This is a genomic window from Ruminococcus albus AD2013 (assembly GCF_000526775.1).
GTDB lineage: Bacteria > Bacillota > Clostridia > Oscillospirales > Ruminococcaceae > Hominimerdicola > Hominimerdicola alba_A.
The window spans coordinates 834,884-858,118 of sequence record NZ_JAGS01000001.1 but is presented as its reverse complement, the minus strand read 5'-3'; the positions used below and the strand labels follow the sequence as shown (position 1 = coordinate 858,118).

The following is a 23,235-nucleotide window of genomic DNA, read 5'->3' as shown; positions in this document are numbered from 1 at the left end:
TACATACTATTCATAAAACGGAATATTGGTTACAATCTGGATTGTATCACAAGCAGTCTGCCTTCTGAAAAGGATATTTTAGCTTCAGGCGGAATGATCTCATTTGAAACACCAAGTGTTACCGAATCGGTAAGAGTGCAGTTATCGACAGAATATTTTGCACCGCTTATTGTAAGACCACTGACTTCACGCGAATAGGCAAACAGCGAAAGCGAGAATCCCTCTTTATACGCAACTGAAAACTCACAAGGCATATACAGTGATATGATGTCATTATCGCCTATGATAGTTCCCTTAGCGCCTTTTTCAGCAATAAGCGCAAGACAGGCAATATTGCCGATCATATGGTCTATCCTGCCGCCGCAGGCTCCGTAGATGACTATATTTTCAGCACCCATCTCCAATGCCTTATTTACAGCTAGCATCAGATCTGTATCATCCTTTTCAGGCGGAAAGCACAATACCTTGTCACCTGTTGGAGTGTAGTTCAGGGAATCAAAATCACCCAGTACAATATCCGCTTTTAACCCAAGAGATTCCGCCAAGGCAAATCCCTTGTCAGCACATATAACATAGGCTTTTTCAATAATAGAACGGTCAATAGTTTCGGGTCTGACAGGGTCGCCGCCAGCAAAGATAACACAGGTGTCAATCATTTTTATACTCCCATTCTTTTAGCTGCTTGGCGTCCTCATACATTTGCAGATAGCTATCGAACCTCGAATGCGGTATCTTACCAGCCTTAACAGCCTCAATAACTGCACAGCCCTTTTCCTTAGTATGGCTGCAATCAGGGAAGCGGCATTTATCTGTATATTCTGCAAATTCGATAAAGCAATCTGCCAGCTTATCCTTAAAGATGATGTCGTACCTGTTAGTATCAAAGGAAGAAAAACCAGGGGTATCTGCGATATATCCGCCACCCTCAAGCTTATACAGCTGAACATGGCGTGTAGTATGTCTGCCCCTTCCAAGTTTTTTGCTTATCTCACCTGTGGCAAGACCAAGCTCGGGATACATATTGTTTAACAGAGAGGACTTTCCCACACCGGTATTACCTGTAAAGGCTGAAAGCTTGCCCTGCAATGCAGCTCTGACTTCGGCACTTCCCTCGCCGGTTACATTATCACATTCAAAAACATCAATTCCCACGCTGCGGTATACAGCTGCAAGTTCATCACCCGAACGCTTATCCACTTTGGTGAATACCACAATAGGCTTTATCTTTTTGAATTCTGCGATCGCAATGAATTTATCCAGCAGAAGCGTATTAGGTTTAGGCTCGACAGTAGACGATATAAAAACCAGAAGATCGAGATTAGCCAGAGGCGGTCTTATAAGCTCGGAACGTCTGGGAAGTATCTCCTCAATTACACAGCCGTCCTTATCCTCTGATATGATAACATTATCGCCGCACATCGGGGATATTTTTTTCTTTCTGAAAATACCTCGTGCTTTACATTCAAATATGCCGTCGGAGGCATCTACAGTGTAGAGACCTCCGATTGCTTTCGTTATAATACCTGTCATATAAACTTAATAAGTGGTTTCGCCGTTGTCAACGGGCGGCACATCAGCCTGTGAACTGTCGTCCGACTGTGGTGGCTCAGGATTGTCAGGCTGAGGAGGCTCCGGTGTATCAGGCTGCGATGAGCTTTCCTCAGGTTTTGAAGACTCTTCCTTCACATTTGGTGTGATAGCAAGCAGACCATCCTTATTCAGCGAACCATTAAGTTCAGCAGTCTTCTTTTCGTAGTTTACATTAAATACTGCGTAGTTTACAGACTTGCCTGTTTCCTCATTTCTGATGGATACTGTGATAGTCTCAGTCTTCTTACCTGAGATATCCATTGTTATCGCACCACCTGCAACAGTTTCGCCGTTGGAGATGGACTGAGTATAACGAACATTACCGTTTACAAAACCCTGCAGCGAGTATGCACCGTGCAGACCATCCGGCATAGGAATACTGATCGTCAGGTCAACGGGATCGGTCTCACCAGTGGAAACGTAGATCGTAACTTCGGAATCTCTCTCAACTCTTCTGTCGGGTTCAACTGACTGATCTATTACCTTGCCCTTATCACCGTCATGAGGCAGATCCTGAACATTTGCTTTCAGCTTGTTCTCCTTGAGGATCGTGATAGCCTTCTCCTTGGTAAGGCCAACAACGTTAGGTACCTTTACCTGAGTATCCAGAGGACCCTTGCTGATGTAAAGTGTAACTGCACCTTCGAGAGCAAATTCAGTACCTGCAGCAGGTTCTGTGCCAATAGCTATACCTTCAGCAACATTATCATCGTATTTGCTTCTCAGAACGACTGTAAACTTTGCAGCTCTCAGTTCGCTCTCTGCAACTTCGGATTCAGAACCAGAAACATCAGGGATAATTGCCATCTGCTTGCCGCGGCTTACCTTAAGAGTGATAGTGAACCCTTCCTTAACGGTCTTACCTGCTGTCTGGCTCTGCCAGAAGATGATACCCTCTTCGTAATCATTATTGTACTCATCCTGAACCTCGATTTTAAGTTTATCGTCCCAGTCCTGTTTAACTTGAACTATATTCTCTCCTTCAAAGTTAGGCAGCACAACAGTACTTGTGTGTATTCCAGTACCGGTATTACCCTTTGTGAAAGTCTTGATAACAGTCCAGCCAATTATGATCGCTGCTACGATAACGACTGCAACAGTAACCGCCAGAAGTATCGGAACTACATATGAGCGCTTCTTCTGTGGCTCATAATAATCATCGTCGTCATCTTCGTCATCATAATCTTCATCATCGTAATCGTCATCATAATCATCGTCATAATCATTATAATTATCATCGATAACAGCTTTTCTGTTCTGATTATTCACAGGATAGAACCCTACATTGTCGACCACAGGTGCAGAGCCTTCCTTGTAACCGAATACTACCGACTGATTGAGCTTGAAGGTATCGATATCCCTAATCATCTCTGCTGCAGACTGATAACGCTGAGCGGGCTGCTTCTCCATTGCATGATAAACGATCTCTTCAAGAGCTTCGGGAATGGAGGGCATTATCTCTCTGGGAGGTACAGCCATCTCCTGCATATGCTTAAGAGCAACATTCACAGCAGTATCACCGTCAAAAGGCTTTCTTCCTGTAAGCATCTCATAAAGCATAACGCCAACGGAATAGATATCCGATCTTTCATCGGTCATATCACCCTGTGCCTGCTCGGGAGATATATAGTGAACAGAGCCTATTGCCTTATCAGAAAGGGTCTTGCCGTCGATCCTGGAAAATCTTGCGATGCCGAAGTCCATGACCTTTATCGTGCCGTCTGTAAACAGCATGATATTCTGCGGCTTGATATCCCTGTGAACGATGCCCTTGTCATGAGCGTGCTGCAAAGCTCTCAGTATCTGTGTGATGAAGTGCAGTGCATCTTTCCATTTCAGTACACCCTGCTGTTCAATAAACTCTTTCAGCGTGATACCGTCGATGTATTCCATCACGATGAACTGTATCTCATCAGTGAAGCCCACATCGTATATCTTGACGATATTAGGGTGAGACAGCACTGCGATAGCCTTGCTCTCATTCCTGAATCTTCTCAGGAACTCCTCGTCGCCCGAAAACTCGGGTTTAAGGATCTTTACAGCCACAGGACGGTCTTCCATTACGTCCTGTGCCTTATAGACATCAGCCATTCCGCCTACGCCTATAAGCTCGGTAATTTCATATCTGCCATCCAGCTTCTTACCGATATTAGAATCCATTTTATTCAACTCCTAAATATTATTTTATTGTCTCATCAGTTGGCCACTATAGCAGCGGTTATATTATCTTTGCCTCCGCATTCGTTTGAATGGTCGATGAGCTTTTTTACTGCCTCATCGAGATTATTCCCGAAAACAGTGCAGTATATAAGTTCATCACTGCAATACCCCGACAAACCGTCAGAACAAAGCACAACAGCAAAATTGCCCTCTTCATAGCGTTCGAAATAATCGACCTCGACATCGGGTTCAACACCCACTGCCCTGGTGATCACATTTCTCATAGGGTGGGTCTTAGCATCTTCATCTGTTATCTGACCGCTTCGCCTGAGCACTTCGACATAAGTATGATCTGTGGTGATCTGGTCAATGCCGTCTTTTGTCAACAGATAACCGCGGCTGTCACCCACATTGACAATGTATATGTTCTTGTCAATGACCAAAGCAGCAACGCAGGTTGTACCCATCCCGTTCTTATCTATATCCTCTATGCTTTTTTCATATACACAGGTATTTGCGTAATGAACGGCATTGAGCAAAAGATTTCTGATAGAATTACTGTTCATATCGGGTCTGAAATTCTCCTTGACCCTTTCGATAAAACTGTCAACAGCAAGCTGACTTGCAACTGCACCAGAAGCTGCACCGCCCATACCGTCACAAACAGCAGCGATGCACATATTATCGCCAAGAACCTCGACTCTTACTCTATCCTGATTCTCTTCTCTCTTTTGACCTATATCCGTACCAAATGCCAGAAACATACAGCTCACCGCCTTTCTTCATATTTCATATTCCCGCCTCAGCTGACCGCAGGCAGCGTCGATATCAGAACCAAGCGTTCTGCGGACTGTCGCGTTAAGACCTAATTTTTCAAGACGCATACGGAATTTTTCCGCCGCCTTCCTGTCAGACTTATAATTGCGTTCTTTGATCTTATTAACAGGAATAATATTCACATGGCACACAAAATTTTTGAGCAGAGCGGCAAGTTCTTCCGCATCTGACTGCTTATCATTGTGACCATCAATAAGCGCATATTCAAAAGAAATCCTTCTGCCCGTGACCTTAAAGTAATACCTGCACGCGGTCAGAAGTTCGTTTATATCATACTTATTGTTAACGGGCATTATCTCACTTCTGCTCTTATTATTTGAAGCGTGGAGTGAGATCGACAGAGTTATGCCTAGTTTCATCTCAGCAAGTTCGTAGATCCTCGGCACTATCCCACAAGTTGAAACAGAAACGTGTCTCAGAGACATATTAGTTCCCTGTTCACAGGAAAGCACTTTCAGGAAATTTACTACATTGTCAAAATTATCCATCGGTTCGCCGATACCCATAAGCACAGCACCCGTTATCTTCCTGCCGCTGTCCCTTGCTGCTTCGTATATTTGGAGAAGTATCTCGGAGGAAGCAAGATCTCTCTTGTACCCAGCGATAGTCGATGCGCAGAATCTGCACCCCATCTTACAGCCCACCTGCGTAGAAACACAGACAGTATTGCCGTAGTTATACTCCATGATAACAGTCTCAACATGGTTCCCGTCAGGAAGCCTATACAGATATTTTACAGTATTATCGGTGTTACTTTCAAGTCTTTTTACGATAAATAGTGATTTTAAACAAAATATTTTTTCTAGCTTTTCCCGCAATTGTACAGATAGATTAGTCATTTTACTAAAACTATCGACTCTTTTGACATGAAGCCATTCAAATATCTGTTTAGCGCGGAATTTCTTTTCTCCCGCAAGAAGTATCTGCTCCTCAAGTTCCTCGGGAAGCAGACCTAAAATATCGATCTTTCCGTTCTCGTCGTAAGCGACCATATATTCACCTCCGACGCCTTAGTTTAGCGATGAAGAAACCGTCAGAACCATACATATCCGGGGTAATGGTCTGCATGAATGCATCATTACTATCAGCAGGCTCAAAATCCTCATGAGAAGCAAGGAACTGTTTAACGACTTCTTCATTTTCTGCTTTTGAAACCGTACATGTCGAATAGACCAGTAAACCGTTTACCTTTACATACCTCGACGCTGTGTCAAGTATTTCTGCTTGAATAACAGGTAATCTGTCAAATTCAGCAGGATCTTTGTACTTGATCTCGGGCTTACGGCGTATAACCCCAAGTCCCGAGCAGGGAGCGTCAACAAGCACTCTGTCTGCCAAGGGCAGATTGGGATTAAAGACCTTTGCATTGTTAACATCAGCTCTAACACAGGTCAGCCCCAGCCTTTCGGCACCTGAACGTATCAGCTTTACCCTGTTGGGGTGAAGATCAAATGCCAGAACTCTTCCATCGTTATTCATCATCTCGGCGATAGTGAATGTCTTTCCGCCGGGTGCAGAACACAGATCAAGAACTGTATCTCCGGGCTGAGGATCAAGTGTTTTGCAGCAAAGCTGACTTGCAAGATCCTGCACATGGAATCTTCCCTGCTTGTATGCTTCGGTCTTTTCGATAGCACCTGCATTAGCAACATTTACAGCATATTCAAGCATTTTGGAACGCTCAAAAGTAACGCCCTCGGCAAGAAGCATATCAAGCGTTTCATCAACGCTACCCATCAAGTTATTTATCTTGATAGTTGTAGGAGCCTGTCCCAGCGAAGTTTCAAGAAGTGACAAGCACTTATCCTTGCCGCATTCTTTCATCCATTTAGCAACAAGCCATTTCGGACATGAATACTCCAGAGACAAACGATCAATCTCGTTATTATTCTTCGGAAGTGCCTTTTCACGCCTGATGAACTCTCTGAGCAGACCATTTGTAAAGCCCGCAGATGCAGGATTTCTGCACTTTTTGGCCAATTCAACAGATTCATCAACAGCTGCATTATCAGGTACGGAATCCATGTATTTCAGCTGATAAAGCCCGCAGCGCAGGATATTCCTGAGTGTGTAATTCAGCTTGTTCTTGGGATTCTTTGAAAGGTCGGCGATTATCGCATCAAGGGTCAGACGTCTTTCAAGAACTCCATAAAACAGTGCCGAAATGAATTTCTTGTCCCGCTTGTCGAAATCACTTTTGCTAAGCGATTCGTCAAGCAGGATATTGGAGTATGAATTGTTTTCATCAAGCTTTGTCAGCAGCCTGACTGTATACCACCTAGTATTTCCCAAAATTTATATCCTCCAACAATCAAGTTATCTTACTTGTCACTTTCCCAGCACAGTTCCTTCAGCTATCGGCTTACCTCTGAGGTAATCGGCCGTTGGCATTCTTTTTGAGCCTTCAGCCTGTATTTCTGTAAATCTTACAAGACCTTCACCACAAGCGATCGTCAAGTCTTTTGCCTTTACTACAGTTCCTGCTGGTTTATCCGAATTACCATCTACAATCTCAGAATGATAAACTTTTAGTCTCTTCCCGTTAATGAGTGTAGTCGCACAGGGCCAGTCGGAAAGTCCGCAGATCTGCTTATGAACTTCTCTCGCAGTCTTGGTGAAATCGATAGGAGAAAGCTCCTTCGTCAGCATAGGCGCATATGAAGCTTCATCCTCATTCTGAGGAACAGGCGTTACCTCGCCTTTTTCCAGCTTCTCAAGGGTCTCAACTATCAGCTCAGCACCCATATCCGCCAGCCTGTCAAAAAGCTCGGCAGCAGTTTCGTTCTCACCTATCTCGGTCTCACTTTTCAGAAGCATATCGCCTGTATCAAGACCCTCGCCCATGAGCATCGTGGTGATGCCCGTGGTCTTTTCATCATTCAGCACAGCCCACTGTATGGGACCTGCACCACGGTATTTAGGAAGAAGCGAACCATGCACGTTGATGCAGCCAAACTTAGGTATATCAAGCACTGACTTTGGAAGTATCTTTCCGTATGCCGCAACAACGATGCATTCCGGAGCAAGATCTTTCAGAACCTTAATGAATTCCTCACCGCCGTTTTTAAGACTGTTCGGCTGATAAACAGGGATATCCTTTTCAATTGCAAAAGCCTTTACAGGCGGAGCCACTAGCTTCATACCCCTGCCCTTGGGCTTATCGGGCTGACAGAAAACTGCCTGAACTTCATGTCCCGCTTCATAAAGCGCTTTCAGTGAAGGCACTGCAAAATCCGGAGTACCCATAAATACTATCTTCATTGCTGTTCATCTACCTCAACAAATTCTTCAACTATCTCGGTGAACAGATGACCGTCAAGGTGGGCGGTCTCATGGCATACAGCCTGAGCAAAAAGCTCACTGACTTCCATTTCATACCATTCGCCGTTTCTGTTCTGCGCCTTGAATTTTACAGTCATAGGTCTGGTAACATAGCCCCACTCACCGGGACAGGACAGACATCCCTCGAGAACTCTCTGTGTCTCCTCGGATTTCTCAATAATCTCAGGATTGATCAGCTCATAAACATTGCCGTCGCCAACGTCGATGATGCAGAAACGTCTGAGGATAGCAACCTGAGGTGCAGCAAGACCAACACCGTTTGCCTTGGCAAGAGTCTCTTTCATATCGTCCAGCCATGTCCACAGCTTTTCATCGAACTTCTCCACGGGTCGGCAGACCTTATGCAGAGTTTCATCGCTTTTGTTCAGTATATTCCTGACAGCCATATACACTTTCCTTTCTAAAGACCGATATCACCGTTGATATCAGCATATATACGGACTTCCTTGAAGTCCTTGTTATCACCAAAATCTTTCAGCACAGCTGCTATCATCTGCCTGAAACACCTTGTGTTTTTTGATTTAAGTATCAGCCTGTACCTGAATCTGCCGTTTATGACTTCAAGAGTACATGGCGCGGGTCCGATCGCCCTCAGTGGAAAATCAACCTTGTTCTTACGCAGATATTCTGCTATAAATGCTGTCACATGGTCAGCCGCGGCAATCGCTCTGCTTTCCATTACAGCGGAAAAACCTATAACACAGATATCACAGCATGGCGGATAGATAAGCGATTGCCTCAATGCGATCTCTTCAGCGTAGAATTCATCGTAATTCTGTTCAGCCGCAAGATTCAGGACATAATGATCTGGCACAAAAGTCTGTATGTAGGCAGACCCGGGTTTACTGCCACGTCCACTTCTTCCCGCAACCTGAGTCAGCAGAGAGAATGTCCTCTCGTAGCTTCTGAAATCCCCGGTAAACAGCGCTTTATCGAGTGAGATAACTCCCACCAGCGTTACATTCGGGAAATTCAGTCCCTTAGCTATCATCTGCGTACCAAGCATGATATCATACTCATGGTTCTCAAAAGCCTTGAATTTTTCCTCGTAAGCGTATCGCGATGAAGTTGTATCAGCGTCCATGCGTAGTATCCTTGCATCGGGATAAATCCTTGCAAGTTCATCCTCTACCCTTTGTGTACCTACACCGCTCGACCTCAGTTTATCAGAACCGCAGGACGGGCACACCGCAAGATTATCCATAGTATAACCGCAGTAATGGCACATGAACCTGTCGTTCTTTTTGTGGTAAGTCAGCGGGATATTGCATTTTGGGCAGACAACAGGCTGTCGGCAGCTTGCACAGCTGACATAGGTCGTGAAACCACGCCTATTCAACAGAAGTATCGCCTGTTCGTCCCTTTTCAGGGTTTCGGTCAGCTTATCAGCAAGTTTTCGGCTTATCAGGCTGTCATTGCCCTCGGCTGATTCTGTCTGCATATCTATTATCTCGACCTTAGGTAAAGCGGCATCACTGTACCTGTGTGCGAGCGTGAAAAGATGGAATCTTCCTTTCTGTGCATGATAGAATGTTTCCAGTGAAGGAGTCGCAGAAGCCATGAGAAGAAGTGCTCCGTTATGACCGCAGCGCTGTATGGCCACATCTCTTGCGTGATAACGAGGATTAGAGTCGGATTTATAAGACTGTTCGCCTTCCTCGTCCATTATTATCACACCGATATTCTCTGCAGGTGCGAATACAGCACTTCTTGTTCCGATTATTATCCTCGCTTCGCCGCGCTTTATTCGTTTGAATTCGTCCATGCGCTGTCCAAGTGACAACGATGAATGTAAAAGAGCGATATTCTCGCCGAATAGCACCTTGAATCTCGCAAGCATCTGAGGGGTAAGAGATATCTCGGGAACAAGCATTATCGCTGTTTTTCCCATCTTGACAACACTGTCGATGACCCTGATAAAAACAGAAGTCTTGCCGCTGCCTGTTACGCCGTAAAGTAGCGCACCTGCTGGCTTTCCTGCTCGTATAAGGGACATTATGCCGTTATACGCCATCTTCTGTTCATCATTAAGAACGATATCCTCCGGACTCTCCCTATCACCCAGTTCACCTACTGCATTGCGTAGAACTTCCTGCTCATATACGCGAAGAACTTCTTTTTCACAAAGCCTTTTGATGATAGTGGAAGTACAGCCCGTCATATAGCAAAGCTCTTTTACCGATGCCGAACCGCTTTCTTCCAGCAGCTCCACAACTTTTTTCTGCTTGGGTGTAAGATCGGCGTCCTCATATCCATCATTGAGCACAGCCATTTTAACGCTGTCGTCGCCAACTTTCCTCTTGAAGCTAGGTACTTCTTCAACATAGCCCTTGTCTATCAGTGTATCCAATGGCTTTTTTCGCTGAGGATTGGCTTTCAAGTCGAAATACTTGTCAATCTCCGCAGCATCGTCACAGCTTTCAAGAAAACCGACTATCTCTGCTTCTTCGGCACTCAGGCTCTCACGGTCGATATAAGTATTCACAAGTGCGAAATGCATATCGACTTTATACGAAAATCCCGTGGGCACGGCACTTTTAAATGCATCATAATAGGTGCAGAAAGTATTTTCTTTCAGCCAGTAGATGATCTTCATCATCTCATCGGTAACAAGGCTTTCCTTATCAATGACAGATATAACAGGCTTCAATTTATGCTTGTTATCATCGTCATCTCCAAGTCTTGTAACAAGACCTATCACCCTGTTGTTTCCGCGGCCAAAGGATACCAGCACCCTCATTCCCGCCTTGAGTACCTGTCTGTATCGTTCGGGAACGAGGTAGCTGTATTCGCCATCAAAGCTGTAAGCTGCATGGCTCAGCGCCACATACGCAACAGTCTCCCTGTCTCCCATATCAACAGACCTCCGCTATCAGTTTTTGAGTGATGGATCCTCTATTATCTTGTATTCACCAGCCGCGAGTTCATCAACTGCAGTCTTAACAGGCTTTTCTTCAAGGATCTTCTCGTTCTTGCTTGCCTCATCTGTTATCTCTCTTGCACGTTTTGCTACAGCTATCACCAGTGAATAATAGCTCTCATTGTTTTTAAGTATCTGACATACTGCCGGTCTAAGCATTTTCAAGCACCTCTCGTATCATATTTTTTATTTCTTCATTTTTAGGGCTGAACCTTACAGCAGGTTCGCGCTCGCCCCTTATACCATCAATAACAGCCTTGAAGTCTTCAACAGCCGGATCAAGATCGTCATTCATGATCACATAGTCATATTTATCAGCCTGAGCTATCTCGCCCGCTGCCTGTGCAACGCGCTTCTCGATAGTTTCTTCATCCTCAGTCGCCCTCTTGTGGAGCCTTCTTCTGAGCTCCTTTATGGACGGCGGAAGAATGAAAAGCGAGGATACCTCGGGTCTTAATTCCTTTACCTTAAAAGCACCCTGAGTCTCTATCTCAAGTATAACATCCTTACCAGCCGCGAGGTTTTCCTCAACAGGCTTTCTGGGTGTACCGTAATAGGTCTGATTGTATTTTGCGTATTCAAGAAAACTGTCCTCTGCTATCATCTTCTCAAACTCTTCGGTTGTGATATAATGATAACTCTTACCCGGAACCTCACCGGGTCTGGGACCTCTCGTAGTGCAGGAAACGGAATAGAACACTTCGTTTTCCTTGAATGCTCTCTCCATTATAGTTCCCTTGCCGCAGCCCGAAGGAGCTGAAACTATCATCAGCCTGGGCTCTCTCTTTTCCATCTTATCCATCATCTTCAACCTCCTCTTCGGCAGCCCTGCCGCATACTGTTTCGGGAGATACAGCCGAAAGTACAACATGGTCGCTGTCCATAATAACAACAGCCCTTGTCTTTCTGCCGTAGGTCGCATCTATCAGCGTGCCCTTGTCGCGGGATTCCTGTATAAGCCTTTTAATCGGCGCGGAATCGGGAGCAACTATGGCTATCACTCTCGATGCTGAAACCATATTCCCATAACCTATGTTTATCAGCTGCATGAGATCACCTGCTTATTCGATGTTCTGTATCTGCTCTCTTATCTTTTCTATCTCAGCTTTGAGGTCAACGACTTTCTTTGTGATAGTAAGGTCGTTAGCCTTTGAACCGATGGTGTTGACTTCTCTGTTGACTTCCTGTACGAGGAAATCCAGCTTTCTGCCAACAGGTTCATCAGAAGCAATAAGATCTCTGAACTGAGAGATATGGCTTCTCAGTCTTACGGTCTCCTCATCGATAGCTACCTTATCGGCAAATATAGCAACTTCGGTGAGTATACGCTGTTTGTCGATATTATCAAGACCAACACTGTTAAGTGTCTCGGTTATCTTGTCATAAAGTCTGTCACTGTAACTTTTTGCCACAGATGGCTGATGTTCTTCAATTTCACCCACAGTCTTTTCGATGAAATCAAGACGTGAGCTGACATCGTCATACATCTTTTTACCCTCGGTCTCACGCATCTCAACAAATCTGTCAAGAGCCACCTGCGCAACACCTTTTACCTGCGCCCAGATAACTTCTTCATCCTCGGTCTTCTTTACCACGGTGAATATATCGGGGAGCTTCATGATATTTGCAAGAGTAAGATCGTCGCTGAGGTTAAGTTCATCCGCAGCACCTCTCAGTGCGTCAAGATAACCCTTAGCAACCGACTTGTTCAGTTCGATCTCGGCATCTGTACCCTCCTGATTGTAGATAGATACAGAGACCTCCACTTTGCCCCTTGATATGCCGCTTTTCAGAAAAGACTTGAGCTTTTCGTCAAGGTATCCGTAAGCGCGGGGAGTCCTGGAGGTGAATTCGTAGTATCTGTGATTAACCGAACGGATCTCAACAATGATCTCTCTGCCCTCGGCAACGATATGTTCTCTGCCGAAGCCTGTCATACTTTTTACCATTATCAGCTTTCCTTTCCCTGAACGTGAATTATTTCAAAGCCTAATATTCAAATTATATTATAGCATTTCCTGTCCAAATAAGCAAGGTTTTTTAATAAAACTTTATGATTATTTTTACATCAAATTCACAATTCAGGAAGTGCCTCCGTCAGACTGCTGCCTATGGCGATATTCGGATAGCGCATAAAGGTCTCCCTGTCTGTCGGACCTGTGGTCACAGCAGCGAAGTCTACACCCGCATTTACTGCTGTTTCGGCATCTATATAGCTGTCACCAACATATAAGACTTCGTCTTTCGTAACACCGAGTATCTCAATAGCTTTTTCTATCCCCTGGGGGGCAGGCTTAGGTGCAGATACGTCCTCAAGCCCAACAATGACATCGTAAGGATGTACACCAAGCTGAACTTCAAAGGATTCAACTATCCTGTATCTCATCTTTGTGGATACAATGGCAGTCTTGATATAGTTCGCCCGAAGCTTTTCAAGTATCGGCAATGTATCCTTGTAAAAATATGTATGAGCCGACATCACTTCGTTTGCCTTTTCCACATACACCTTTCTCATTTCATCGCGTTTCGGGTTCATAGGAGTGTCGGTAAGGATATCGAATGCATCCTGCAAAGTAAGACCGATGGTGTTGTATATCGCTTTATCATCGGGAACTTTATAGCCGAAATGTTTCAGCGTATGTCTGAAACACTCAAGTATTCCCTTTGAAGAATCAGCAAGGGTCAGGTCAAAATCAAAAATATAAGCCTTGTAATCTTTCATATCTGCACCTCCGTGATGAAATAACTGTTTTCGTTCATTGTAGAACAGCATACAAACTCTTATTATATCATAACACATATCGATACAAAAAACATCATCACTTGTGAAAAAATTTGAAAAAAGTCTTTTCAACGCTCTAAAAATATGTTATAATAGAAACAGTAAATTGTAGATTTTTCACAATGGAGGTAAAACTATGGCAAATCCAGAAGGAAACAAAGCGAGGTTCGTTGAGATATACAATGAAAAGATCACAAGAAAAGGCGCAGACAAGCTGCTAACCTATCTTTTGAGTGAAAACAGCGACTTCTTCACAGCACCTGCTTCGACCAAATATCACAGCGCCTACGAGGGCGGACTGTGTGAACACAGCCTGAATGTTTACGACTGTCTGAAAGATTATCTTGAAAGGGCGAGGGTCAAGGACGTTTACGGCATGGACTATCCCGATGAAAGCATAGCGATAGTCGCACTTCTGCACGACATCTGCAAAGTAAACCTTTATAGGGTAAGCACCCGCAACAAAAAGAACGATGTAACCGGTCAGTGGGAGAAAGTCCCCTACTATGAGTATCACGACACTCTCCCGTACGGACACGGAGAAAAATCCGTTTACATAGTCAGCAGCTATATGAGACTTACCCGCGAGGAAGCTATGGCGATACGCTGGCATATGGGCTTTTCTGGCGAAGAAAACGTAAATACTATCGGTCAGGCACTTGGGATGTTCCCTTTGGCTGTAGCTACACATATCGCTGATATGGAAGCGACTTTCTACCTAGAGGGCGAGGAAAGCAACTGATGCGTATCTTCATTGATGCAGACGGCTGTCCCGTAGTTCGACTTACTCTCGATACAGCGAAAAAGCACCATATCCCCGTAACGATAGTCTGCGATACAGCCCACGAATTTTCAAGGTATGATGCAGAGGTCATTACCGTTGACAAAGGTGCCGACAGCGCCGACTTCGCACTTGTAAACCTTATGAACAAAGGCGACATCGCCATAACTCAGGATTACGGTCTGGCTGCGATGTGTCTGGCTAAAAAGGCTTATGCCATAAACCAGAACGGACTTGTGTATAACAGTGATAATATCGACTCCCTGCTGATGTCAAGGCATATCGCAAAAAAACTCAAAAGAAGCGGCAAACACCTGAAAGGTCCGGCAAAGCGCACAAGCGATAACGACAAGGAATTCGAGGCGGAACTTGAAAAGCTGATCACAGAAACGCTCGGAAAGGACGGATAAACAGAATGTTCATCGGTGATGTAAAATTTCCCTGCGATTTCGGTTTTTTCATTGAACGTATACCCGAATGGGAAGACGGCACTATCAAAAACGGCTTCATGTTCATGATGATGAACAGTGAACTTTATCCCAAAAATGTAAGAACAACAACTCTCAGCACTGAATTATATGATCTTCTGGCAGATAATTCAGCTATGAAAAAGCCCGTGATAGACAGAGAACTCTATCACCGTGACAGTAAAACACTTTTCACCGTAATGGCTGAACGTACCCACGGTAAAGACTACGACGCTTTGTACGACCTTTCTTTTCTTATCCCCTTTCAGGAGATAACCGATGAGAGGTGGAATATTTTCATAATATCCGACGGCGATAACATAAAGATCATGGCAGGCAGATGGCAGGACGATAAACTTTTATACCACGACGAGATCGAAATGTCCGCCCAAAAGTATTTTGATACGATAGCTGAACTTGTAAAATTTTATCATACATTTTGAAACGAAACGGAGGTCTAATGAATGAACATCAAAAAAATACTCAAAGAACTTACACTCGAAGAAAAAGCAAGCCTGTGCTCCGGAGCAGATTTCTGGCACACAAAAGCAATCGAAAGACTGGCTATACCACAGATAATGGTATCTGACGGCCCCCACGGGCTCAGAAAGAACGCAGAAGATTCTTCCAACCCGCAGGAAGCCATAAAAGCCGTATGCTTTCCGTCAGCCACAGCTCTTGCTTGTTCATTTGACAGAAATCTGCTGAACGCTATGGGCAAAGCACTTGGTGAAGAGTGTCAGGCAGAAAAGGTCTCTGTTATACTGGGTCCAGGCTGCAACATCAAGCGTTCTCCCCTTTGCGGCAGAAATTTTGAGTATTTCTCAGAAGACCCATATCTCGCAACCGAGATGGCAGCCGCACAGATAAAAGGCGTTCAGAGCAAGGGAGTCGGAACTTCGCTGAAACATTTCGCGGCAAACAATCAGGAGACCCGCAGAATGACAGTAAACGAAAGAATAGACGAAAGAACTCTCCGCGAGATCTATCTTGCCGCCTTTGAGGGTGCTGTAAAGCAGGCTTCACCCTGGACTATCATGTGTTCCTACAACAGGATAAACGGATATCATTCCGCACAGAATAAATGGCTGCTGACAGATGTTCTGCGAAACGACTGGGGCTACGATGGTCTTGTAATGAGCGACTGGGGCGCAGTCGATGACAGAGTTGCAGGCATCAAAGCAGGTCTTGACCTTGAAATGCCCGCAAGCTTCGGCAAGAACGACAAGCTGATAGTTGACGCCGTCAACAGCGGAAAGCTCAGCATGGAAGCCCTGGATAAATGCGTTGAACGTGTGCTGAAACTTGTGGATAAATCCGAAGAAAGTCGCACTCCCACCGAATGGGATATGGAAGCACATCACGAACTTGCGGCAAAGATAGCCGAACAGTGCGCAGTGCTTCTGAAAAACGATGATGATATTCTCCCCCTCAGCAATGAAGACAAGATATGCTTTATCGGTGAGTTTGCAGACAAGCCAAGGTATCAGGGCGGCGGAAGTTCGCATATAAATTCTTTCAAAGTCACTTCTGCGCTTGAAGCCGCAAAGAAATTCTGCAAAGTGGAATACGCTCAGGGCTATATAACTTACGAGGACAAGACCGACCCAAAACTGCTTGAACAAGCAGTGGAATGTGCTAAGTACAATGACAAGGTAGTTATCTTTGCAGGCTTGCCTGACAGCTTTGAATCCGAAGGCTTTGACAGATCACATATGAGAATGCCCGAGTGTCAGCTGGAACTTATAAGAGAAGTCAGCAAAGTAAACAAGAATATCGTTGTTGTTCTGCACAATGGTGCACCCGTTGAACTTCCTTTCTTCGATGAAATCAAAGGTCTGCTGGAAGTTTATCTCGGCGGACAGGCTATCGGTAAAGCTACCTGCGACCTTCTTTTCGGTGAAGCAGTACCAAGCGGCAAGCTGGCTGAAAGCTGGTGCATGAAACTGGAAGATAATCCCTCTTACCTGAATTTCCCGGGAGTAGGCGATGAACTGAATTACAGAGAGGGCATATTCGTAGGATACAGATACTACGATAAAAAGAAGATGGAAGTCCGCTTCCCCTTCGGCTACGGGCTTTCATACACCACTTTCGAGTACAGCGACCTTGTTATCTCAGAAAACGAAATAAGCGATGATAAAACACTGACAGTCAGCTGCAACATCACAAACACAGGCAGCAGGGCGGGTATGGAGATAGTTCAGCTTTATGTGAGCGATAAGGAATCCTCGGTAGCAAGACCCGTAAAAGAACTCAAAGGGTTTGAAAAAGTAAGCCTTAGACCGGGCGAGACAAAGAAAGTATTTTTTAGCCTTGACAAAAGAGCTTTTGCTTACTACGAAACTGCGATAAACGACTGGTTCGTTGAATACGGCGAATTTGAGATAATGATAGGTGCTTCTTCAAGAGATATCAGGCTTTCGGGCTCGGTATACGTCAACAGTGAAAACAAACTGCCTGTACAATTCACTTTCAACAGTACTGTGAGCGATGTTCTTTCGTGCAGTGAGGGTCGCGATGTCTTCGGTGGATTTATCGAAAAGATATGCCGTGGTATGTTCGATATTTCAGGAAGCGGGATAGGAATGGACATGGCTATGGCGATGATAAGGGAATCACCGCTCAGATGCTTGATAACTTATGACAGCAGACCCGAAATAAACAGGATATGGCTGCAGGAGATGCTTGACAAACTTAATGGAATGTTAGAGGGATAAACAATGAATAACGAACTGCGGGAAAAAGCAAAGAAATACGGTATCTACGCGGTGCTGGCAGCAGCGCTGCTGATATCTGCTGCCGTTTCCGCAGTGCTGGATAAAAAGGAAAGCAAGAGAGTTATCATTTACAGCACTTCGGGAACTGAAAATACTATCGGACAAGATGAGAGCAGTAAGTTGAAGACCGAGAAAAGCAAAAGTATCACCACAAAAAAGACATCAAAAGTGACTGAAGCAAAGACAACCAAGCAGACCACTTCTAAAACTTCAAAGACCACTAAGGTCAAAACTTCAAGAACAACAAAGCCGACCAAAGAAACATCGGAGATCAGCTTTCCTATCGACATCAATCTTGCGACCTACGATGAACTTCTTGCCATCAACGGCATAGGCGAAGGCACGGCAAGGGCAATACTTGATCTTAAAAACAGAGTTGGCGTGATAACCTACATGGAAATGCTTCTTGAGATATCAGGCATCGGTGAAAGTAAACTTGCTGTGCTATCTGAATATCTTTATGTAGATGATGCAGACTATTCTCCCCCGCCGGATACGACAACCGAAATACATACCACTGTACCTGCGGAAACTCCCCCGCCTGAAACAACAGTCACCGAGCCTCCCGAAGATATAACAGACTCATCAACATTAACCGAAACAGAACCACCCGTCAAAGAACGAAAACCCGTCAACATCAATGAAGCAGATAAAGAAGAACTGATGGAATGTCTGCTGATAGATGAAGACCTTGCAGAAAAGATCCTGGAGATACGGGAACAACTTGGCGGAAAGTACGAAAACGCTCTTCAGCTCTTGTATGTCGATGGCATCAGCAAGATTAAACTCTCTGAAATGAAAGAATTCATTTTACTTGAATAAACACAAATCCCGCGGATGCGCCTTATCCGCGGGTTCTTTTTGCAAAAAAACGTTCCCGATCAACGGGAACGTCAGTATTCATATTATCCCCAGTAGGTCCTCCAGATGGAGAAATAGCCCCACGGTATCTTGAAAGAATAAGCTATCTTGTTGCTGCTGGTGTAGTAGCTTCTGTTGCACCAGTAGTAAACACTGTAATCATTCTTGATGCCCTTGTAGGAAGGAGTTCCGTAAACAGCGCCCCAGACAGCTACCTTGCACTTGTCAGCTACGTTACTATACTTGCAGCCGTCTCTGGTAAGACCGTAATCCGACATGAATCCGCCGCTCTGGTAGATTATGGACTGGATATTATTATAATTCTTGTAGAAAGGAGTCCACAGGGGGTCGTTGCAGTACTTAGCCGAAACATAACGGTTAACTACACAGTCTGAAACATAAACGATGGGCTTATCCCACATATTGTCATTGATCCTGCCGACCTCATGATAAACTATACGGCACATAGCTTCCCAGCCTGCCTTGTCATAGTTCATACGTGCAGTGCGTATAGTCTGTACAGGAGAGAAAGAAGAATAAGTATTGCCAGAATATACTGCTCTTACTTTGAATTTATACTCTGTTGCACGAGAGAGCTTTTTAACAGATACAACGTTGTTGGTTGTTGTGCAGTATCTTGTCCAGTTCTTGTACTTTCCACCCTTGACATATACCTGATACCTGTTGGCACCCTTGGTCTTGCCCCAGTGGAGAGTTATAGTATCTATCTGCTTGTTGTACGGATGAGTATAAGAAGACTCATAGGTCTTTTCAGCTGCAAACTTTGGAACTGCAGCCTTTGCTGAAGACAAAGCCGAAGCTTTGATACCAGACATATCCGTCATAACGAACACGACAGCAAGCGTCATCACGATAACTGCTATTTTCTTCAAATTCACCATAAACCTGTTTCTGTTTATATTACTCATTTCCAAATCTGACACGGCTTAACGTCCGGTTTATCTTTATCCCGTCGAAAAACCTGCCGTTTCACACCCTTTCGTTATTTAGTCAGCTTATGCCATAAACGATCCTTTTGTTGTCTCCAAAAAAGATCCACAGTATAAAGCTGTTTCTGTAACGATTTGTAATCGTAAATATCGCGTTTTACATCAAAAATTACGAATTGATTACAAACAATGCACCTAGTGTATCACATCGATCTGAATTTGTCAAGCGTACGACAAAAAATACTATCATTTTACACAATTATCCTACAAGTTAATGTGATTAATTTAAGCAGTTTTGCATAGTATAATACAGCGGATCAAGATTTTGTATCGCAGACCGATAAAAACATCAACAGATAGTGACCGATAAACGGCCGCAAGAGAAAGAGGTGCAAATTAATGACAAAATACCTACCCGAGGGAAAGGTGTTCAACTCACCTGAAAACAGGTTTTATATCCAAAGTGCAGACCATATGGCAGAAGCAATGGCTAAAGGTATCATACTTGAAGGACACGCTGTTATGTGTACAACAGAACACGATCTTGTGGTGGAGCTGCCCTTTGGAAAAGGCATTATCCCCCGTACAGAAGGCGCCGTCGGTATATCAGAAGGAACAACAAGAGATATAGCACTGCTTTCGCGGGTAAACAAGACCGTCTGCTTCAAAGTCAATGATATCATAACTGATGAAAAAGGCGTTACAGCAATACTCTCCCGCCGTGCGGCACAGGAAGAATGTCTCGAAAAATACATATCAAAGCTTCAATGTGGTGATGTTATCCCGGCAAAGGTCACACATCTGGAACCATTCGGGGCTTTTGTTGATATCGGCTGCGGGTTGCCGTCCCTGATACCCATAGACGCAATATCGGTATCCCGAATATCTCACCCGAATGACCGATTTTTCAACGGTCAGGATATTTACGCCGCTGTAAAGAATATCTCCGGTGAAAGGATATGTCTTACCCACAAGGAACTTCTCGGCACATGGCAGCAGAATGCTTCAATATTCTCCGCAGGGGAAACTGTGGGCGGAGTTATACGTTCAGTGGAACCATACGGCATTTTCATTGAACTTGCCCCGAACCTCGCAGGCCTTGCGGAACCCAAAGATGGAGTGTCAGCAGGACAGGCGGCAAGTGTATACATAAAAGCCTTGATACCCGAAAAAATGAAGGTTAAATTAATTATAGTTGATGTATTTGAAAATCTTTGTTTTCCAAGTAAAATTAATTACTTCATTAGTTCGGGCAGACTTAACAAATGGGAGTATTCAACCAAGGAAAGCAGCAAAACAATGGTCTCGATCTTCTGAACGTAAAAAGAAAAAATGCGGAGAAAAAGCCGATTTCTCCGCATTTTTTGTGTCAGTAATTTTCCTTGATATGCTCTATGATACCCATTTCAGCTTTGGCATCGCCAAGATTATAATTCTGCTTTGCCATATCTAATGCCAAGTTATATACCTTGTCAGTGTTGACTTTATCCTGCTTATATATATAATAGTATGCGTACATCAATCGCTGTCTGCTAAGCAAAAACTTAGCTGATCGCTGTATGTATTTTTGAAGTTCATCATCATAAAGTTCATCAATTACCTTGGCAGGTTCACCTGTCATAATACAGCAAAACATCAGTTCGCATTGAGTTTCCTTGACTAATAACTCCACAAGGTCTTTCTTTTCCAGTATCTCCCTGTATATGGCTTTTGCCGATTCGTAATTTCCTCTTTCCAGTTCTCTTGCAGCACGGAACAATTTAATGCTGACAGCACTTATGGAATCATCGCCGTCCCTGATCTCAAATAGTTCATCGGGCATACTGTCAAGTGTTTTACCTTGCGATTGTTCGGCATTGATAATGAGAACATCAAGTATCAGACGACGCACGCCGGGATCTCGGTAACATTCTAAAATATTAGAACCGTCATTAGCCAGCCCGAATTTTTTCAGCGGCAGAATATTCATAATACCAAGGTATAAATATACGAACATACCGATCACCGAATACGTAGCAAGCAGTCTGCTCGACGTATTCAGATAGACCAGCCCTAGCAAAGCAGCGGATACCAGATTAAACAGCACACCGCCGAAGTTATACCAGAAATAAGGTATGTCTTCATCTTTTTCCACAATATCATGCGTCATAAGACATTGACCCGCTGTTCCCGCTACGGCAAATCTCCTGATTGCGAATTTACCGTTCTGTCTTACCAGAATATACGAACCGATACGAAATGATACAAACTTGTACCCTGTAAGCAGACCCATTACCAGATGTCCCGCTTCATGTATGATTATACCAAGAAAGTAAGTAACTGTCAGCGATATTAATATCACAAATGCATTAAGCAGTTTTTCTCCGCCGCTTGCATTGCTGTCGCTATTGACCAGGTACTTCATCATTAAAAATCCTGCCACCGCACCGACTATACCGCCCATCGCCATTAACAGCAGCTTTGAACTGTTTTTTCTTTTATTATCAGCCATTCTTGTCTCCCTTGATCTTAGCCCAGTAAGCCTTAGCCGCCTGTTCCGTTTTATTTTCGCCGTATTCATAGTAGACGCGGTCTTTCAGCGCATCGGGAAGATACTGCTGCTTAACCCAATGATCAGGATAATCATGGGGATACAGGTAATGCTGACCCCTGACCTTTGCGTCTGCGCCATCAAAATGCTTGTTTTGCAGGTGGCGCGGAAAATCCAGCGGACCGCTGTTCTTTACATCTTCCAATGCGTTGTTCATAGCCATATAAGCACTGTTTGATTTTGGCGAGGTCGCAAGCATTATAACAGCTTCCGCAAGAGGGATACGCGCCTCGGGCAGACCCAGCTGCAAAGCCGAATCCACACAGGATTTCGTTATAACAACAGCCATCGGATAAGCAAGCCCCACATCTTCACTGGCGATGACCAGGAGTCTTCGGCAGAGGGATATGATGTCCCCCGCTTCGATAAGCCTTGCCGCATAATGTATCGCTGCATTCTCATCAGAACCCCGTATAGATTTTTGCAGTGCCGAAAGGATATCGTAATGCTCATCGCCTTCCCTGTCATAACGCATATTGCTGCGCTGGGTGAGTTCACGGACAGTATCCATCTTGACCAGAAGTTCCCCTTTTGCGCCGTTTTCTGCCGATAACACACAAAGCTCCACTGTGTTGATAGACTTTCTCACGTCACCGCCGCAGCCCCGCGCAATATGCTCGACAACGCCCTCCTCAAGCATGACCTCCGTGCCTATATCCTGCGCCATAAGGTCAAAAGCCCGCTTAATCGCAGGGCTGATCTGTTCAGGAGTAACCGGCTTGAACTCAAAAACAGTAGAACGGCTGATTATAGCATTGTACACATAGAAATAGGGATTTTCAGTAGTCGAAGATATCAGCGTTATCTTTCCGTTCTCGATATATTCAAGCAATGACTGCTGCTGCTTTTTATTAAGGTACTGTATCTCATCAAGGTACAGCAATATGCCGTTCATACCGCCTATCATCTCGGTCTCAGCGATTATCTGCTTGATATCCGCAACCGATGCTGATGTGCCGTTGAGCTTGTACATGGTCATATTGGCGTTTTCAGCGATAAACCGCGCTATGGTAGTCTTGCCTACCCCAGAGGGACCATAGAAAATAAGATTTGGTATGGTGCCGCTCTCGATTATGCGTCTCAGCGGCTTGCCCTCACCCATAAGATGGGACTGACCAACTATCTCATCGAGGGATTTTGGTCTTATCCTTTCAGCCAGTGGTATACTCATCATT

At 44.5% G+C, this 23,235-nt stretch carries 23 protein-coding genes; 6 read left to right on the top strand and 17 right to left on the bottom strand.

What is annotated here, in order from left to right:
• Window positions 1-29 precede the first annotated feature (29 nt).
• From N773_RS0103780 to N773_RS0103715, 14 genes are all read right to left on the bottom strand, one after another.
• Window positions 30-656 (bottom strand): thiamine diphosphokinase, encoded by a 627-nt coding sequence (locus N773_RS0103780; protein WP_024856531.1) that lies wholly within the window; start codon window positions 654-656, stop codon window positions 30-32.
• Window positions 649-1,530 carry a ribosome small subunit-dependent GTPase A gene (gene rsgA / locus N773_RS0103775; RefSeq protein WP_024856530.1) on the bottom strand — a complete coding sequence of 294 codons (882 nt, stop codon included), beginning with the start codon at window positions 1,528-1,530 and terminating at the stop codon, window positions 649-651. Before rsgA ends, N773_RS0103780 begins: the two co-directional genes overlap by 8 nt.
• Window positions 1,531-1,536: 6 nt before the next feature.
• A complete protein-coding gene (pknB, locus tag N773_RS0103770; RefSeq protein ID WP_024856529.1) occupies window positions 1,537-3,750 on the bottom strand; it encodes a Stk1 family PASTA domain-containing Ser/Thr kinase in 2,214 nt (737 codons plus the stop codon).
• 35 nt (window positions 3,751-3,785) lie between these two features.
• On the bottom strand, window positions 3,786-4,514 hold the full coding sequence (locus N773_RS0103765) for a Stp1/IreP family PP2C-type Ser/Thr phosphatase (RefSeq protein WP_024856528.1): 729 nt from the start codon (window positions 4,512-4,514) through the stop codon (window positions 3,786-3,788).
• 18 nt (window positions 4,515-4,532) lie between these two features.
• Window positions 4,533-5,579, bottom strand: a complete 1,047-nt coding sequence (gene rlmN / locus N773_RS0103760) for a 23S rRNA (adenine(2503)-C(2))-methyltransferase RlmN (RefSeq protein ID WP_024856527.1) — start codon at window positions 5,577-5,579, stop codon at window positions 4,533-4,535.
• 4 nt (window positions 5,580-5,583) lie between these two features.
• Window positions 5,584-6,879, bottom strand: coding sequence for a 16S rRNA (cytosine(967)-C(5))-methyltransferase RsmB (rsmB, locus tag N773_RS0103755; protein ID WP_024856526.1), 1,296 nt, complete (start codon window positions 6,877-6,879; stop codon window positions 5,584-5,586).
• A gap of 36 nt (window positions 6,880-6,915) precedes the next feature.
• Window positions 6,916-7,848 (bottom strand): methionyl-tRNA formyltransferase, encoded by a 933-nt coding sequence (gene fmt / locus N773_RS0103750; protein ID WP_024856525.1) that lies wholly within the window; start codon window positions 7,846-7,848, stop codon window positions 6,916-6,918.
• Complete coding sequence (gene def, locus N773_RS0103745; protein WP_024856524.1) at window positions 7,845-8,315, bottom strand: peptide deformylase; 471 nt, start codon at window positions 8,313-8,315, stop codon at window positions 7,845-7,847. The genes fmt and def overlap by 4 nt, the downstream gene beginning before the upstream one ends.
• A 14-nt stretch (window positions 8,316-8,329) precedes the next feature.
• Window positions 8,330-10,783, bottom strand: coding sequence for a replication restart helicase PriA (gene priA / locus N773_RS0103740; protein ID WP_024856523.1), 2,454 nt, complete (start codon window positions 10,781-10,783; stop codon window positions 8,330-8,332).
• An 18-nt stretch (window positions 10,784-10,801) separates the two neighbouring features.
• A complete protein-coding gene (gene rpoZ / locus N773_RS0103735) occupies window positions 10,802-11,008 on the bottom strand; it encodes a DNA-directed RNA polymerase subunit omega (protein ID WP_024856522.1) in 207 nt (68 codons plus the stop codon).
• Complete coding sequence (gene gmk, locus N773_RS0103730) at window positions 11,001-11,651, bottom strand: guanylate kinase (RefSeq protein ID WP_155250922.1); 651 nt, start codon at window positions 11,649-11,651, stop codon at window positions 11,001-11,003. Before gmk ends, rpoZ begins: the two co-directional genes overlap by 8 nt.
• The gene (locus N773_RS0103725) at window positions 11,644-11,898 is read right to left on the bottom strand and encodes a DUF370 domain-containing protein (RefSeq protein WP_024856520.1); all 255 of its coding nucleotides are present in this window, start codon (window positions 11,896-11,898) and stop codon (window positions 11,644-11,646) included. Before N773_RS0103725 ends, gmk begins: the two co-directional genes overlap by 8 nt.
• Window positions 11,899-11,910: 12 nt before the next feature.
• The gene (locus N773_RS0103720; protein ID WP_024856519.1) at window positions 11,911-12,798 is read right to left on the bottom strand and encodes a YicC/YloC family endoribonuclease; all 888 of its coding nucleotides are present in this window, start codon (window positions 12,796-12,798) and stop codon (window positions 11,911-11,913) included.
• Window positions 12,799-12,923: 125 nt separating this feature from the next.
• Window positions 12,924-13,571 carry an HAD family hydrolase gene (locus N773_RS0103715; protein ID WP_024856518.1) on the bottom strand — a complete coding sequence of 216 codons (648 nt, stop codon included), beginning with the start codon at window positions 13,569-13,571 and terminating at the stop codon, window positions 12,924-12,926.
• A 196-nt stretch (window positions 13,572-13,767) separates the two neighbouring features.
• On the opposite strand from N773_RS0103715, the gene N773_RS0103710 reads away from it, so the two are divergent.
• From N773_RS0103710 to N773_RS0103690, 5 genes are read left to right on the top strand one after another with little or no spacing between them, the layout of a single operon-like run.
• Window positions 13,768-14,373, top strand: a complete 606-nt coding sequence (locus N773_RS0103710; protein ID WP_024856517.1) for a hydrolase — start codon at window positions 13,768-13,770, stop codon at window positions 14,371-14,373.
• Complete coding sequence (locus tag N773_RS0103705; protein ID WP_024856516.1) at window positions 14,373-14,822, top strand: YaiI/YqxD family protein; 450 nt, start codon at window positions 14,373-14,375, stop codon at window positions 14,820-14,822. Before N773_RS0103710 ends, N773_RS0103705 begins: the two co-directional genes overlap by 1 nt.
• 5 nt (window positions 14,823-14,827) lie before the next feature.
• On the top strand, window positions 14,828-15,322 hold the full coding sequence (locus N773_RS0103700) for an immunity 42 family protein (RefSeq protein ID WP_024856515.1): 495 nt from the start codon (window positions 14,828-14,830) through the stop codon (window positions 15,320-15,322).
• 21 nt (window positions 15,323-15,343) lie between these two features.
• Window positions 15,344-17,599: a glycoside hydrolase family 3 C-terminal domain-containing protein gene (locus N773_RS0103695; RefSeq protein WP_024856514.1), complete on the top strand. Its 2,256-nt coding sequence runs from the start codon at window positions 15,344-15,346 to the stop codon at window positions 17,597-17,599.
• A 3-nt stretch (window positions 17,600-17,602) separates the two neighbouring features.
• Window positions 17,603-18,481 (top strand): ComEA family DNA-binding protein, encoded by an 879-nt coding sequence (locus N773_RS0103690; protein ID WP_024856513.1) that lies wholly within the window; start codon window positions 17,603-17,605, stop codon window positions 18,479-18,481.
• 83 nt (window positions 18,482-18,564) lie between these two features.
• Here N773_RS0103690 and N773_RS0103685 read toward each other — a convergent pair whose 3' ends face one another.
• Window positions 18,565-19,422 (bottom strand): fibronectin type III domain-containing protein, encoded by an 858-nt coding sequence (locus N773_RS0103685; RefSeq protein WP_242840346.1) that lies wholly within the window; start codon window positions 19,420-19,422, stop codon window positions 18,565-18,567.
• 447 nt (window positions 19,423-19,869) lie between these two features.
• Here N773_RS0103685 and N773_RS0103680 point away from each other — a divergent pair, with 447 nt between their 5' ends.
• Complete coding sequence (locus N773_RS0103680) at window positions 19,870-20,787, top strand: S1 RNA-binding domain-containing protein (protein ID WP_024856511.1); 918 nt, start codon at window positions 19,870-19,872, stop codon at window positions 20,785-20,787.
• 52 nt (window positions 20,788-20,839) lie between these two features.
• Here N773_RS0103680 and N773_RS0103675 read toward each other — a convergent pair whose 3' ends face one another.
• Window positions 20,840-21,961: a M50 family metallopeptidase gene (locus N773_RS0103675; RefSeq protein ID WP_024856510.1), complete on the bottom strand. Its 1,122-nt coding sequence runs from the start codon at window positions 21,959-21,961 to the stop codon at window positions 20,840-20,842.
• Entirely contained in the window at window positions 21,954-23,231 is a 1,278-nt protein-coding gene (locus tag N773_RS0103670; protein ID WP_024856509.1) for a replication-associated recombination protein A, read from the bottom strand. Before N773_RS0103670 ends, N773_RS0103675 begins: the two co-directional genes overlap by 8 nt.
• Window positions 23,232-23,235: the final 4 nt, after the last annotated feature.